Origin of the sequence: Arenibacterium halophilum (assembly GCF_005938225.1) — a bacterium.
Lineage (GTDB): Bacteria > Pseudomonadota > Alphaproteobacteria > Rhodobacterales > Rhodobacteraceae > Arenibacterium > Arenibacterium halophilum.
Genome location: NZ_VCPC01000002.1, coordinates 677,964 through 692,009 on the forward strand (window position 1 = coordinate 677,964; position 14,046 = coordinate 692,009).

A 14,046-nucleotide genomic window follows, 5' to 3' on the forward strand; every position below is an offset into this window, starting at 1 on the left:
GGCCGCGCCCGCCCCTTGGCGCGGACCGACACAAGCCCACCCAATCTTCCAACCAAAAGGACCGATCCGATGACCAAGTTTCAGAATCTCATCGCCGCAGCCGCTGCGGCCGCCACCGCGGGGACCATCGGCATCACCGATGCCTCCGCTCAGACCCGCATCCCCGATGACCAGACCATCCGCAACGTTGTTTTGGTGCATGGCGCCTTCGCCGACGCATCCGGCTGGCGCGGCGTCTACGACGACCTGACAGCGCGCGGCTACAATGTGACGATGGTGCAGAACCCGCTGACATCGCTGGCCGATGACGTGGCCGCCACCAACCGGGCGCTGGGCAGGCAGGACGGACCGGCGATCCTCGTCGGCCACTCCTGGGGCGGCACGGTCATCACAGAGGCGGGCATTCACCCCAATGTGGCCGGGCTTGTCTATGTCTCTGCGTTGTCGCCTGACGCGGGCGAAACCACCGCACAGCTGTACGACGGCTTCACCTCGCCGCCCGAGTTCAAGCTCGACATCGGCGAGGACGGCTACGGTTTCGTCGCGCCCGCCAGCTTCCAAGCCGGGTTCGCTCATGACGTGAGCGATGCCGATGTGGCCTTCATGCGCGATGCTCAGGTGCCGATCAACATGGAGGTCTTCGGGACCGTTCTGGAGAACGCTGCATGGCGCACCAAGCCGAGCTGGGCCGTGATCGCCACCGAGGACAAGGCCTTCGCCCAAGAGATGCTGCACCACATGGCTGCCCGCATCGGGGCCAAGGTCACTGAGGTTGCTGCCAGCCACGCGGTCTTCATGACCCGGCCTGCCGAGGTGGCGGCTACCATCGACGAGGCCGCCCGCGAGGCGCTGCTTCCTGCCAACTGAACCACCTGCCCGCGACCGAAGGCCCAGCGTCTGCGGCTGCGGGCGACTACCACCCCAAGGGCCATGACACCCGCGAAACGAACATTACATCAAGGAGCCGAACATGAAGATCCTCTACGAAACCCACGCCACCGCCAGCGGCAACGGCCGCGACGGCACCGCCTCAATCGAAGACGGTGCGCTCACCCTGTCGCTGTCGACACCCAAGGCCCTGGGCGGACCGGGCGGCGAAGGCACCAACCCCGAGCAACTCTTCGCCAGCGGCTACGCGGCCTGCTTCCTCAGTGCTCTGCGCTTCATCGCCGGTCGTCAGAAGCAGAAATTATCCGAGGACACCAGCGTGACCGCCACCGTGGGCATCGGCCCCCGGGACAACGGGGCGGGCTTTGCGCTGGACATTGCACTGTCCGCAAGCCTGCCCGGCCTCGAGGGAGAGCTCGCCAGGAAACTGGTGGAAGAGGCCCATGCCACATGCCCCTATTCGCACCTGGCGCGTGAAGGCGCGCAGGTGCGGCTGAGTGTTGCCTGAGCCGCTTTCTCAAATCTCATCTCAAGGGCACCGTGGGCAGATCCGCTCCCGGTGCCTTTTTCATGAACCAGTCGTCTGACGCCCGCGAGACGACCGGGCGAGCTCGCGCGCCAGGTCCACGAAGACCTTGAAGGCCGCGGGTGGGTTCCGCCGGCTGGGGTAGTACAGGCAAAGTGGGGACAAAGGCGGGGTCCACTCGTCAAGCACCCGCACCAGCCGCCCCGCGTCTATATCGGCCTGAACATCCGATTCCATGAAATAGCCGATCCCGACCGACTCGAGCGCGGCAATGCGCGCGATGCTTGCCTCATCGAGCGTGATCGGGCCGTCAACGTCCACTTGCACCGGCTCGCCCTCGGATTCGAATTGCCAGCGGAACATGCCCCCGTTGGGGAGCCGCGTGCGGATGCAGGCATGGGACAGCAGGTCAGACGGAACGTGCGGCGGCTTGTGGCTGGCAAAATAAGCCGGGCTTCCGACAACTGCGTAGCGCCGCGCGGGGCCGATCGGAATAGCGATCATATCGCTTGGCACAAGCGGCTGGCTGCGAATCCCGAAATCGAAGCCGTCGGCGACGATATCCACGAGGTTCCCCTCGGTGACAACGTCGACGCGAACCTCGGGAAACCGCCGGAGAAACTCTAGGACCAGCGGTGCCAGGATCTCGCGCCCTGCCGTGGCAAAAGTGTTGATCCGCAGCGCGCCCGAGGGCGTTTCCTGCTGCGAACGGACCGTGTCGAGTGCCTGGTGGATGTCGCGCAGGGCCGGACTCACCTGATCGACGAACCTGCGTCCGGCCCCGGTCAGCGACACGCTGCGGGTGGTCCGGTTGAACAGGCGCACGCCAAGCTGCTCCTCAAGCTTGGCGATGGCATTGCTCAGTGCGCTGGTCGACATACCCAGATCAAGCGCGGCTGCCCTGAAGGAGCCCCTGCGGCTGATTGCCAGAACCGCATCGAAATCCGTGAGCTTGTAGATGGCCATTGTCCTGAAATCCGCAATTCCACATCTCATTTTGTCCCGGTTATCGGCATTCCGTCAACGTCCTAGATTTGGGGTGATCAGCAACGGAGCTGAGAAGAACAGGAGAATGATCATGAGTATCGACCTTCCGGACGTCATCGACACCTACTTCAAAGCCGACAAGAAGAGCGACGCCCAAGCGATCTCGGAGTGCTTCACACAGGACGCCGTGGTCGTCGACGAAGGCAACACCTATACCGGGCGCGACGCGATCCGGCAGTGGATGGCGAATGCTTCGACCAAGTACACCTACACCGTCGAACCCTTCGCCCTGGCAAAGGAGGCCGGGCATACCGTCGTCAACAGCCACCTCGTCGGCAACTTTCCCGGCAGCCCGGTGGACCTGAGGTACTTTTTTGTGCTGAAGGACGGGATGATCACCGAGCTGGAGATCGTGCCATGAACTCCTTCATAACGCTTGAAGGCAAGCGCGCGCTTGTCACCTCCGGCACGCGCGGTGCCGGGGCTGCCACGGTTCGGCTCTTCGAGGAATTGGGCGCGCGGGTGTTGACCACTGCCCGCACGCGGCCTCCAGAGATGTCCGAGGCACAGTTCGTGGCGGCCGACCTGACCGACTCCGGCGGTTGCGCTGAGGTGGCCGAGGCGGTGCGCGAAAGACTGGGCGGCGTGGACGTGGTGGTGCATATGCTGGGCGGCTCTTCCGCCCCGGCGGGCGGTTACCGGGCGCTGGATGATGTGGAGTGGCAGAAGGAGATTGACCTGAACCTGATGCCGGCAATCCGGCTCGACCGCGCGCTGCTGCCCGGCATGGAAGCGCAGGGCGCCGGCGTGGTGATCCATGTCACCTCGATCCAGAGCCAGTTGCCGCTTCCGGAGGCAACGACGGCCTACGCAGCCGCGAAGGCAGCGCTCTCAACCTACAGCAAAAGTCTGTCGAAGCAGGTCTCGCCCAACGGCGTACGTGTAGTGCGGGTGTCTCCGGGATGGATCGAAACGGAGTCCGCCGTGGAGCTGGCAAGGCGCCTTGCCTCGGAGCACGGGGTAGATGTCCAGCAGGGCAAGCAGATGATCATGGACTCGCTTGGCGGCGTGCCTATTGGGCGACCATCAACGCCGGACGAGATCGCCAATCTGATCGCCTTTATCGCGTCAGACCGCGCGGGCACGATCACAGGCACGGAATACGTGATTGACGGCGGTACCGTGCCGACGGCTTAAATTCCTAAGAGGACCGAGCAGCAAACCGCGCCGCCGCACTTTCCGGGTGGCGTGGTCTTTGCGCGATAAGAAGGGCAGCCGTCCTGCCCTTGCGGAGTCTGGCCCGCGTTTGTCTGACAACCCCGGGGTGCATTCCATGCAAATCTGTATAGGGCCGGTCGTGCCGTTCCCACAGGCGGGCGAACGCCGAATTTACAACCGGTATGATCCGGGCGTCCGGTTGGTCCATCTGTAAAAGGCGCGGTGGAAGTTCGACGGAGCGGAATAACCGGTGTCAAAAGCGATCTGTTCGATGCTCTCCGTCCCGAGCTGAAGCGCGCGGATCGCGATGTCGCGGCGCAGGGCGTCCTTTATGCTTTGAAAAGAGGTGCCTTCTTCCTTCAACCGTCGGTTCAGCGTCCGGGGCGTGACTTTCAGGGCCCGGGCCGCATCGGGAAGCTGACAGCTCTGCCAAGTCGCTCCGTAAAGGAAGGCGCGCACGCGCAGGCTGTTCGTATGGGCCCGCGAGCCGGTGAAGATCCAGTCAAGCGGCGCACGCTGGAGGAACGTGGAGGCTTCGGCGGGGCTGCGCGTGACCGGACGGTCAAAGTTGCGTGGGTCGAACAGGATGCTGGTATGCGTGGCGTCGAACGCGAGCGTGCAGGGAAACACCACCGAATAATCCGCTGCGAAGTCTGGACGGGCAAAGGCAAGGCGCACCTCCTTCACCGGGGTTTCGGACCCACCCAGCCAGGACAGCAGGCCATGCGCCAATTTGAGGATCAGCATGTGGCCGAAACGCTGGGGCTTGGTGTCGGGGGCGTAGGGCAGCAAGGCCAGTTCCACGTCTTGCGGATTGCTGCGCAACTCCAGGCGAAAGTCATCCAGCAGCAGGTTCCAGAATGTCGAAAACCGAAACAGCGCCGAGACCATGCTGCGTGCCTCACGCTGCACGGTCAGGAGATGCTGCAGGGCGCGCGGGCGGATCGGGCGGCTCCAGAGGCCCATCATTTCATCGCCGGTCGCCGGCGCGGCCAACTGGTACAGGGTTGCGATGTCCTCGAGCGTGATGCGCTGTGTCGGCACCATCGGGCCAGTTGGCAGACCGGAGCGCTCCAGAAGGGAGATCATTTCCTCCGGGGTGCAGCGAGACCGCAACGCATCAAGCCAGTCCTGGATGAACGCTGCTGATACGGTCGTCAGGGAGATCGGGTCGTGACCGGTCATGGAGGGCCTTGGCCGTGGCGTGATCGGATAAGAGTTTGGCAAGATATGAGATTATTGGCAAGGCATGGAACGGCTATGAGGCGACAAGTCATAATTCATGATCAAGAGTGTCGCATGTCCTATCAGCCGCCCGTGCAGGATTTGATGTTCTGCATAGAACACCTGTCCCACTGGCAAAGTGTGTGCTTGCTCGACGCTTATGAGGACTGCGAGCTGTCGGATATCGGCGCCGCGCTGGAGGGCCATGCCCGGTTCTGCGCCGAACAGGTCGCGCCGCTCTCGCAGGAGGGTGACCGGCGCGGCGCCCGCTTTGACAATGGCTGGGTGACCCTGCCAGAGGGCCACGCGCGGGCCTATGCGCAGTTCGTCGAGATGGGCTGGCAGGCGCTGACCCATCCGGCGGAATTTGGTGGCATCGGGATGCCCCGCGCCGTTGGTGCGGCGGCGGTCGAGATGTTGAATGCCGCCGACATGAGCTTTGGCCTCTGTCCCCTTCTGACCGACGGGGCGATCGAGGCGCTGCTGCTGACCGGCTCGGACGAGCAGAAGGCCATCTACCTTCCGCCGCTGATCGCAGGGCGCTGGTCGGGCACGATGAACCTGACCGAGCCGCAGGCGGGCAGCGATCTGGGCCGGGTGACGACAAAGGCGATGCAACGCGCTGACCGTACTTACGGCGTCACTGGTACCAAGATCTTCATTACCTACGGCGCCCATGACCTGACCGAGAACATCATCCACCTCGTGCTGGCGCGCACGCCCGATGCGCCGGCCGGGCCGAAGGGGTTGAGCCTTTTCATCGTGCCGCAGAAACTCGTGAAACCGGACGGAACGCCCGGCGCCGCGAACGCTGTCACCTGCGTGAGCATCGAACACAAGTTGGGGGTGCGTGCGAGCCCGACTGCCGTGCTGGATTACGACGATGCCACCGGTTTCCTGATCGGTGAAGAAAACCGGGGCCTCGAATACATGTTCATCATGATGAACGCTGCGCGGTTTTCCGTGGGCGTGCAGGGCGTTGCGATTTCCGAGCGGGCCTATCAGTGCGCCTTGGCCTACGCGCGCGATCGCGTGCAAAGCCGCCCGATGAACGGGAGCGCCAAGGACGCGGTGCCGATCATCCAGCATCCGGACGTGCGCCGGATGCTGATGCGGATGCGCAGCCTCACCGAAGGCGGGCGGGCGATGGCGATGGCAACCGCTGGGTTACTGGACCTTGCGCATCATGGCGATGACCGCGAGGCGCTTGCGCTGGCCGAGTTCATGGTGCCGCTGGTCAAGAGCTTTTGCACGGAACGCGCGGTCGATGTTACCTCGCTGGGGCTTCAGGTTCATGGCGGCATGGGTTTCATCGAGGAGACCGGCGCCGCGCAATTCTACCGCGACGCCCGCATCCTGCCGATCTACGAGGGCACCACGGCCATTCAGGCCAACGACTTCGTGGGGCGAAAGGTGATGCGTGACGGCGGCGAAACCGCGCGACGCTTCGCGGCAGACATCAGGCAGACCGAAGCCCGGCTGGGCCGGGGCGACGCTTCGGCGCAGGCGATCAGTGCGGCCCTCGCCGAGGCGCGGGGCGCCTTCGAGGCGGCGCTGGGCTGGATGCTGGAGACCGACCGCAAGGATATCGACGCGGTCTATGCCGGTTCTGTCCCGTTTCTGATGCTGGCGGGCAACCTCGCGGCGGGCTGGCAGCTCGCCCGGGGCGCGCTGGCGGCGCAGGCGGCGCTGGGGGACGGACAGGACAGTGCCTTCCTCTCCGGCAAGGTCGCCAGCGCGTTGTTCTACGCCCGCCACATTCTGCCCGAATGCGCCACCGATAAGGCCCGTATCCTGCACGGCGCGCCAAGCCTGCTCGACGTGGCCTTCCCCGAATAACCCCCTGAAAGGACTTGCCCCATGAATGACGTCGTGAACTCCGACAGCTACGAACGCCTCACGATTTCCGAGCGTGACAACGGCCTGTATGTCGTATCGCTGAACCGCCCGGAAAAGCGCAACGCGCTGGATGTGGTGACGATCGAAGAACTGATCCGCTTTTTCAGTGGCGCGCGGATGGCAGGCGTCCGTGCGGTGTTGCTGGCGGGCGAGGGCGATCACTTCTGCGCGGGTCTCGACCTGGTCGAACACTGGAAGGCCGACCGCAGCCCCGATGATTTCATGCACGTCTGTCTGCGCTGGCACGAGGCCTTCAACAAGATGGAATATGGCGGGGTGCCCATCATTGCAGCACTTCAGGGCGCGGTTGTTGGTGGCGGGCTGGAACTGGCCAGCGCTGCTCATGTGCGGGTGATCGACCCCGGCACCTATTTCGCCCTGCCCGAAGGCCAGCGCGGTATCTTTACCGGCGGCGGCGCGACGATCCGGGTGTCGGACATGATCGGCAAGTACCGCATGATCGACATGATCCTGACGGGCCGCGTCTATCAGGGGCAGGAGGCGGTTGACCTCGGTCTGGCGCAATACATCACAGAGGACGGCGGCAGTTTTGCCAAGGCGATGGAACTCGCGGACAAGGTCGCGCAGAACCTGCCGCTGACGAACTTTGCCATCTGTTCGGCGGTCAGCCACATGAACAACATGTCCGGCATGGACGCCGCTTATGCAGAGGCCTTTGTCGGGGGCATCGTCAATACGCAACCGGCGGCGCGTGAACGGCTCGAGGCCTTTGCCAACAAAACCGCCGCCCGCGTGCGGCCCAACAGCTGACCCGGGCCGCCCCGTCATGCGCCGCACCCCTCCGTCCGATCTCAAAGATACAAGGCCGTCATGGTCGAAGCCCTGCCCGAATCACCCCACGGCACGATCCGGAAGTTACAGCTTCGCAATCGCGCCACAGAACCGGAGTATCCTCCAATGGCCCTGATCTCCCCGTCGCGCCGCCTGCGGCGCACCCCATTCTCCGATGGCGTCGAAGCCTCCGGGGTAAAAGCGTACACCGTCTACAACCACATGCTGTTGCCGACGGCTTTCCGTTCGATCGAAGAGGACTATCACCACCTTAAGCAAGCTGTGCAGGTCTGGGACGTTGCCTGCGAACGTCAGGTCGAGCTACGCGGCCCCGATGCCGGGCGTCTGGTTCAGTTGCTGACACCTCGCGACCTGCGGTCGATGTTGCCAGGTCAGTGCTACTATGTGCCCATCGTCGACGAGACCGGCGGCATGTTGAACGACCCGGTGGCGGTGAAGCTGGCCGAGGATCGCTGGTGGATCTCGATTGCCGACAGCGATCTGCTCTATTGGATAAAGGGGTTGGCCTACGGCTATCGCCTTGACGTGCTGGTAGACGAACCCGACGTGTCACCGCTCGCCGTGCAGGGTCCGCGCGCCGATGATCTCATGGCGGCGGTTTTCGGCGACGCTGTGCGAAACATACGCTTCTTCCGTTTTGCTCATCTGGATTTTCAAGGGCACGATATGGTCGTCGCGCGGTCGGGCTATTCCAAGCAAGGCGGATTCGAGATTTATGTCGAAGGCGAACAGCTTGGCATGCCGCTTTGGAATGCCTTGATGGAAGCCGGCAAATCACTGGACGTTCATGCCGGCTGTCCCAATCTGATAGAACGGATCGAGAGCGGTTTGCTGTCCTACGGCAACGACATGACCGACGACAACACGCCCCACGAATGCGGGCTGGGGAGGTTCTGCAACACACAGACGGCGATCGGCTGCATCGGTCGGGACGCGTTGCTGCGCGTGGCGAAGGAAGGCCCGGTCAAGCAGATCCGCGCGCTGGAGATAGATGGACCAGCCGTGCCCGGCTGCGATCGCTGGTGGCCGCTGAAACATGGGGCGGACATGGTTGGCCGCGTTTCGTCGGCAGCGTGGTCGCCGGACTTCCAAACGAATGTCGCCATCGGCATGGTACGCATGACCCACTGGGACGCTGGCGCCGAGCTGACTGTCGAGACGCCCGCCGGGCAGCGACAGGTCAGAGTCCGTGAGGGTTTCTGGGCCTAGCTGCCTGGCGCAGATGATGAATCTGCGTTTCCCTCTATTGGATTGTGTTCTTGCGCAAAGGACCGCCAGCTTGAAATGGCGGCGCACAGGTCGCGCTGCAAAGGCAGGCGTTCCGCAATGAGGGAAGAGCCAAACACAAAGGCCAACCTAGCCAGCTGGATGCGAATGCTCTGGGCGAATATTGGGTTTTAGGCCTTCTTGCAGAACGAAGCAGGTTCACACGTCCAGCCCGAAGCTGCCCTCGAACCGACGCTTTGCCCAACGGACAAGCTCATGCAAACTGGGCAGGAAGCAGTCGTTCGCTGCGCAGGTTGCGAACGACTGCTTGCGAGAGGGACGGTTTAGGCCGGCCGGCTGTGGCGCTTGCGAAAGTTTTTGTCTGGAGGGAACTTAATTGGCGTTATGAACGTGAGTCACATGAAGGCGGCATTGCTCGGCAAAAATGACCGACCCATCTTCGCTGGAGCATCTAGCTGGAATGACCACATATCTACACAGCCTCGGGACCGCAGTTCCTGCGCACGTCCTCTCTCAGGATGTCGTTCTCTCTCTCGCCGAGGAAGTTCTCGGCCCCAGATATCCTCAGTTCGAGCGGTTACGTCCGACGTTTCAGTCCGCAGGGATTAAGCGGCGCTATTCTGTTGTACCCCCGGAATGGTTTCTGGAGGATCATGGCTGGAAAGATCGCAATGACGCGTATCTTGCTGGTGCGACCTCTCTGTTCATGGATGCCGCAAGTCGTGCCTTGGCGGCTGCGGGTTGGAGCGCCGCAGAGATTGATTGCATCGTGACAGTATCGTCCACCGGCATCGCAACGCCCACGCTGGAGGCACGCGCTATGGCGCAGATGGGTTTCCGCTCTGACGTGCGCCGAGTGCCGGTTTTCGGCCTTGGCTGCGGCGGCGGGGTTGCGGGGCTTTCGATTGCTCAGTCCCTGGCCGAAGCACGGTCGACGGACCGAATTCTTCTGGTTGTCGTCGAAGCCTGTTCCATATCGTTCCGTAACGATCGCCTTCAAAAGGCGGACATCATCGCGACAGTCCTGTTCGGTGACGGTGCCGCTGCAGCCTGTCTGTCGGGACGAGAAGCGCCGGGACAACGCATAACATTGGAGCCCGGTGCCCAGATCACATGGCCCGATACGCTTGGCATCATGGGCTGGGATGTAGATGATGCCGCACTTGGAGTTGTTTTCGACCGCGCGATCCCCGATTTCGTCGACGAACATCTGTCGGCTGCTGCAAGCACGGCTCTGTCGAACTGTGGCATGACGTACGACGACGTGGATCGGTTTGTCTGTCATCCCGGAGGCGCAAAGGTTGTCACCGCGATTGAACGCGCGTTGCGTCTCGAGCAAGGCGTTCTTGTGGCTGAACGCGAAGTTCTGCGCGATGTCGGGAACATGTCGGCGCCGACCGTCCTGTTTGTCTTGAATCGGGTTCTTGAGTCGGGGCAGACGGGTCGGTTTATGACCTCGGCGCTCGGACCGGGCTTTACCGGATCCTTTTTACCAATGACGGTGGAAGCGGCATGACGATCGGGGCCTCGCTGTTCATCGCCTTTCTGGTGGTGCAACGCCTGTCGGAACTTCTGATTGCGCGGCGTAACACCTCTGCTTTGCTGGCCGCAGGCGCACGGGAAGTGGGCGCGGGACATTACCCGGCAATAGTTGCGCTCCACGCGGCATGGCTCGTCTGCATCGTCGTCTTCGGATACGATGAGCAGGTCCGAGGTATCTGGCTGGTCCTGTTCGCCATCCTTCAGGCTTTGCGGCTGTGGATCCTCATGTCGCTTGGGTCGCGCTGGACGACACGGATCATCGTCACCGATACACCCCTTGTGCGGCGCGGTCCCTATCGCTGGATCAACCACCCGAACTATGTGCTCGTGGTGCTAGAGATCGCCATAGCGCCGATGGTTCTGGGGCTGTGGCAGATTGCGTTGGCGTTTTCGGCGCTGAACGCGTTGATGCTGACAATTCGCATTCGTTCTGAAAACGCGGCGCTTGCCGCGATGCGGTCCGCGTGATCTGGCTCTCTCGCTTGACCGGGCGCCCCTGGAGCCTCGTCATTGCCCTGATCCTTCTGTTCGCAGGCGTGATGGCGCGGGTTGGCGATCTTGAGTTTGATGCAGATATCAACCGTGCATTCTACACCGACAGCCCCTTGTCGCAGGCACAGGAACGATTTGAGGACAGCGTTCCCGGGCGTCAAACCGAAGTGGCGTTGCTGATTGAAGCCGAAAGTGGCTTTACCTCGGACGACATGGAAGAAGGGCGTAATCTGGCAGACGGGATAGCTGAAACGGCTGGTGTCGCGGCGGTCGTCTCTCCCTTCTCGCTGATGTTTCCGCCCGGCCATCCAGAGTTCGCGGATGAACCCGTGATCCTGCCGAATGCCGACCCGGAGGTGACAGCAGACCGCCTTGAAGCATTCCGGGCGCTCGGGACGGGCCTGCCGACCCTGTTTGAGGATGACGCCATGTTGATCATGGCGTCGGTCAACACTGCAGAGCGCCCATTGCCGGAGACACTGAGCGCGCTCGATACCCTCATCTCTGCAAAGAAAATCCTGTCGGTCACCGTTACCGGACCGGATGTTATGGGGCTCGCAATCAGCGAAGGGTTGAAGGGTGACCTGTTGCGGCTCAACGCGATTGGGGCGGCGCTTGTCGTGATTGCGACACTGGCATTTCTCGGCGATGTGAAGCTTGCAGTCGCGGCGATCGTGCCAGCGCTGTTGGGCATGATCGGCACGGTCGGTTTGGCGGCGTGGATGGGCATCCCGATCACCGTTCTGAACAACGTCATTCCGATGCTGATCCTCGTGATCGGCGTGGCAAACGGATTGCATCTGGCTGTGAATCTGGCGGATGCCGAGGGCGCAATGCAAGACCGGGTAACATCAACGCTGCAGACAGTCGGTCCTGCCAGCCTGCTAACCGCCGGGACAACCGCGATTGCATTCGGGTCCATCCTGACCTCATCGAACGCACAACTGGTCGATTTCGCATGGCTCGGCGCGGCAGCCATGGTGCTGTCGGTCGTCTTTCTGCTGCCCGGCTTTGCCGCGCTCGCCTTGCTTCTTGCGCCCCGACCGCGCCAGATTGGCGGTGTCGCGTCAGGGTGGGCCACTGCGATCGGCACGGCATCCGCGCGGCGACCGAAAGTTGTGGTCGCCTGCGCTTTCGTGCTTCTCCTCGCCTCCGGAGCCGCCTTCGCCACCACAACCGCCTGGTTCCCGCTAAGCCGCTATTTGCCCGATGACAGCCCCCTTGCAGCCGCGAATGATCGCATCTCGGACAAATTCACCGGCGTCTTTACCGCTTGGGTCGAACTGCCGCCGGACGCGGAATGGCCTGAATTCGCTCGGGTTGTCGAAGCGGTAGAGGCTGTGACGGTGGAAGGGGCGGTAGGCTCCGAACTCTCGTTGGCGCGCTGGATTGGGACCGAAAGCGAGGCGCCACCTGACGCGCTGTTCAATCGTTTTCCTGCCACCCTTGTCCAGCGGCTTCACGGCAGCGATACCGGAGTTCGCCGCTTTGCCGTCTCGCTTCCAGATCCCATGCAATCGGACACGACGCTGGCCTATTTCGACCGCGTCGAGGCCGCCGCTCTGCAAGCGGGGGCCGCGAGAGTGATCGGAATGCCGGCGATCTTGCGTCATGGGTCTGTCGACCTGATCGGCGCGCTTTCAACGGGGCTGGTTCTGGCCAGTATTGGCGGCGCCATCATCGTGGCCCTGGCGTTTCAAAGCTTTCGCCTCATGCCGTTGGTTTTGTTCGTTAATCTTCTTCCCGTACTGATTGTCGGCTCGGCGCCGCATCTGCTCAATGCCGGCCATATGACACCACCCTTGGGATTGGCCCTGACCATCGCGTTCGGTATCGCCATCGACGATACCGTGCATCTGCTGACGCGATATCGGCAATCCGTGCGGGTCGGCCTGCCACCGGGACCGGCCTTGAGGCACGCCTTGAAAACCGCTGGAGGCGTGATGATCATGACGACACTCCTTTTGAGCATCGGCCTCGCAGTGACTGCGTTCAGTGCGTTTGAACCCGTCCGACTGTTCGGAGCCACGCTGATCATCAGCTTGATTGCAGCGTTACTGACGGACCTGATCCTGCTCCCCGCTCTATTGGCGATGAGACGCAGAGAAAATTACTTTGATGAAGGCAATTCCAGTCTGCGAAGGTGAAACACCGAACACTCATTGCGGTGAATCTGCGTGGTCGCTTAGGGCCGGAAGTGACGGTAACACATCTGTAGTCAGCCGACTTGCGAGATTCACTGCCGCATGTCCGCTTGGAGCCCAATGTGGATATTGATACTGTTATGTCGTAATCTCTTTATAGCAGTTTAACACTGTCGAAACTTCTGGGGTTTCTGGTCGCTCTACCACATCATTCCAGTGTTCTTTTTCAATTCCCGTAAGTGTTTCCCATGCCGAAACCGTTTGATCGTAAAGAAGCGAGACGCGACATAGAGTTGCTCTTGAGAGGGCTGTCTTATTACCGCGAATGGCGAATTCTCGTCCTCAGCCTGGCACATCCCTATTCAACTGAGGAGGAGATCGAGAATCAAGTTGTGGTGCCAGCCGCGACATGGCTGGCCATCTTCGACAGTACCAAGGGTTCTCGTTGCACTCAGGTCACTGATGAGGTGCGACAATGGTACGCTCATACGCTCGCGGAGCTTTTCCAAATCAGGCAATCAAGTAGCGAGGCACGCGACATAGTGGACAGCTTCCTGCTACAGTTTGAAGCCGAGGTCGGATACAGCTTCCAATCCAAAAGCGGTGCGGTACATAGGGTAGGGAAGGTGGCGCTGAAGCGCGGCAGGATCACAACCGAGATGCAGTATTACATACTAAAAGAGATCGACGTCGATCCGACATCGAGCATCTTCACAGAGGAAGAAGTTTTGAAGATCCTGAACATGCTGAGTACCTTCGAGAACCGACAGCAACTGATGTAGGTCTCGCAACGATAGATGTTTGGCCGAACGCCCGCTTCGTCCGTATCGCCGACAGTCACCCACGAGTGTCTTGTCAGAAGAAGAGACGTTGAGACGGGCAGGGTGCCTTCATAGGTTCGCTTGATGAACCGACGTTCCCCATTTCGCGACTTCAAAACCAGCCCCGAAATCATCCGTCTGGCGGATTATAAATGTGCAGTTTCCTTGGTTGCCACTGGTGATGCGCACGTATTGTACCCGAACTTCGGGGTCGGACGATGATCCGGCGCAGCGAGGCTTCGAGGCTGAGATGAGATGGTCCCGT

Annotated in this window: 13 protein-coding genes; 11 read left to right on the plus strand and 2 right to left on the minus strand. The window is 61.8% G+C overall.

The genetic code is table 11. The features are described 5' to 3' along the window. Positions 1 to 69: 69 nt before the first annotated feature. Together FGK64_RS10005 and FGK64_RS10010 are read left to right on the plus strand one after the other, a co-directional pair. Positions 70 to 867 (plus strand): alpha/beta fold hydrolase, encoded by a 798-nt coding sequence (locus FGK64_RS10005; RefSeq protein WP_138863657.1) that lies wholly within the window; start codon positions 70 to 72, stop codon positions 865 to 867. Positions 868 to 970: 103 nt separating this feature from the next. Next, the gene (locus tag FGK64_RS10010) at positions 971 to 1,396 is read left to right on the plus strand and encodes an organic hydroperoxide resistance protein (RefSeq protein ID WP_138863658.1); all 426 of its coding nucleotides are present in this window, start codon (positions 971 to 973) and stop codon (positions 1,394 to 1,396) included. 60 nt (positions 1,397 to 1,456) lie between these two features. Here FGK64_RS10010 and FGK64_RS10015 read toward each other — a convergent pair whose 3' ends face one another. After that, positions 1,457 to 2,380, minus strand: a complete 924-nt coding sequence (locus FGK64_RS10015; RefSeq protein ID WP_138863659.1) for a LysR family transcriptional regulator — start codon at positions 2,378 to 2,380, stop codon at positions 1,457 to 1,459. Between the two features lie 112 nt (positions 2,381 to 2,492). Here FGK64_RS10015 and FGK64_RS10020 point away from each other — a divergent pair, with 112 nt between their 5' ends. After that, positions 2,493 to 2,822 (plus strand): nuclear transport factor 2 family protein, encoded by a 330-nt coding sequence (locus FGK64_RS10020; protein WP_138863660.1) that lies wholly within the window; start codon positions 2,493 to 2,495, stop codon positions 2,820 to 2,822. Then, positions 2,819 to 3,598 carry an SDR family oxidoreductase gene (locus FGK64_RS10025; RefSeq protein WP_138863661.1) on the plus strand — a complete coding sequence of 260 codons (780 nt, stop codon included), beginning with the start codon at positions 2,819 to 2,821 and terminating at the stop codon, positions 3,596 to 3,598. Before FGK64_RS10020 ends, FGK64_RS10025 begins: the two co-directional genes overlap by 4 nt. A gap of 192 nt (positions 3,599 to 3,790) precedes the next feature. Here FGK64_RS10025 and FGK64_RS10030 read toward each other — a convergent pair whose 3' ends face one another. Continuing rightward, entirely contained in the window at positions 3,791 to 4,804 is a 1,014-nt protein-coding gene (locus FGK64_RS10030; protein ID WP_138863662.1) for an AraC family transcriptional regulator, read from the minus strand. A 114-nt stretch (positions 4,805 to 4,918) separates the two neighbouring features. Here FGK64_RS10030 and FGK64_RS10035 point away from each other — a divergent pair, with 114 nt between their 5' ends. The 7 genes from FGK64_RS10035 (at position 4,919) to FGK64_RS10065 (ending at position 13,742) form a co-directional block, all read left to right on the plus strand. Next, entirely contained in the window at positions 4,919 to 6,682 is a 1,764-nt protein-coding gene (locus tag FGK64_RS10035) for an acyl-CoA dehydrogenase family protein (protein ID WP_138863663.1), read from the plus strand. 21 nt (positions 6,683 to 6,703) lie between these two features. Further along, a complete protein-coding gene (dmdD, locus tag FGK64_RS10040) occupies positions 6,704 to 7,513 on the plus strand; it encodes a methylthioacryloyl-CoA hydratase (protein WP_138863664.1) in 810 nt (269 codons plus the stop codon). 147 nt (positions 7,514 to 7,660) lie between these two features. After that, positions 7,661 to 8,764 (plus strand): dimethylsulfoniopropionate demethylase, encoded by a 1,104-nt coding sequence (locus FGK64_RS10045; protein WP_138863665.1) that lies wholly within the window; start codon positions 7,661 to 7,663, stop codon positions 8,762 to 8,764. Positions 8,765 to 9,242: 478 nt separating this feature from the next. Then, positions 9,243 to 10,298 carry a type III polyketide synthase gene (locus FGK64_RS10050; protein WP_138863666.1) on the plus strand — a complete coding sequence of 352 codons (1,056 nt, stop codon included), beginning with the start codon at positions 9,243 to 9,245 and terminating at the stop codon, positions 10,296 to 10,298. Beyond that, complete coding sequence (locus tag FGK64_RS10055) at positions 10,295 to 10,792, plus strand: isoprenylcysteine carboxyl methyltransferase family protein (RefSeq protein WP_138863667.1); 498 nt, start codon at positions 10,295 to 10,297, stop codon at positions 10,790 to 10,792. Before FGK64_RS10050 ends, FGK64_RS10055 begins: the two co-directional genes overlap by 4 nt. A gap of 14 nt (positions 10,793 to 10,806) precedes the next feature. After that, positions 10,807 to 12,963 carry an efflux RND transporter permease subunit gene (locus tag FGK64_RS10060; RefSeq protein WP_138863668.1) on the plus strand — a complete coding sequence of 719 codons (2,157 nt, stop codon included), beginning with the start codon at positions 10,807 to 10,809 and terminating at the stop codon, positions 12,961 to 12,963. Between the two features lie 245 nt (positions 12,964 to 13,208). Further along, positions 13,209 to 13,742, plus strand: a complete 534-nt coding sequence (locus FGK64_RS10065; RefSeq protein ID WP_138863669.1) for a hypothetical protein — start codon at positions 13,209 to 13,211, stop codon at positions 13,740 to 13,742. Positions 13,743 to 14,046: the final 304 nt, after the last annotated feature.

Bases quoted from the DNA above. Each gene is read 5' to 3' on its own strand.
- FGK64_RS10005 (WP_138863657.1), top strand. From the start codon at position 70: ATGACCAAGTTTCAGAATCTCATCGCCGCAGCCGCTGCGGCCGCCACC.
- FGK64_RS10030 (WP_138863662.1), bottom strand. From the start codon at position 4,804: ATGACCGGTCACGACCCGATCTCCCTGACGACCGTATCAGCAGCGTTC.
- FGK64_RS10020 (WP_138863660.1), top strand. From the start codon at position 2,493: ATGAGTATCGACCTTCCGGACGTCATCGACACCTACTTCAAAGCCGAC.
- FGK64_RS10045 (WP_138863665.1), top strand. From the start codon at position 7,661: ATGGCCCTGATCTCCCCGTCGCGCCGCCTGCGGCGCACCCCATTCTCC.
- FGK64_RS10055 (WP_138863667.1), top strand. From the start codon at position 10,295: ATGACGATCGGGGCCTCGCTGTTCATCGCCTTTCTGGTGGTGCAACGC.
- FGK64_RS10035 (WP_138863663.1), top strand. From the start codon at position 4,919: ATGTCCTATCAGCCGCCCGTGCAGGATTTGATGTTCTGCATAGAACAC.
- FGK64_RS10065 (WP_138863669.1), top strand. From the start codon at position 13,209: ATGCCGAAACCGTTTGATCGTAAAGAAGCGAGACGCGACATAGAGTTG.
- FGK64_RS10010 (WP_138863658.1), top strand. From the start codon at position 971: ATGAAGATCCTCTACGAAACCCACGCCACCGCCAGCGGCAACGGCCGC.
- FGK64_RS10050 (WP_138863666.1), top strand. From the start codon at position 9,243: ATGACCACATATCTACACAGCCTCGGGACCGCAGTTCCTGCGCACGTC.
- FGK64_RS10015 (WP_138863659.1), bottom strand. From the start codon at position 2,380: ATGGCCATCTACAAGCTCACGGATTTCGATGCGGTTCTGGCAATCAGC.
- FGK64_RS10025 (WP_138863661.1), top strand. From the start codon at position 2,819: ATGAACTCCTTCATAACGCTTGAAGGCAAGCGCGCGCTTGTCACCTCC.
- dmdD (WP_138863664.1), top strand. From the start codon at position 6,704: ATGAATGACGTCGTGAACTCCGACAGCTACGAACGCCTCACGATTTCC.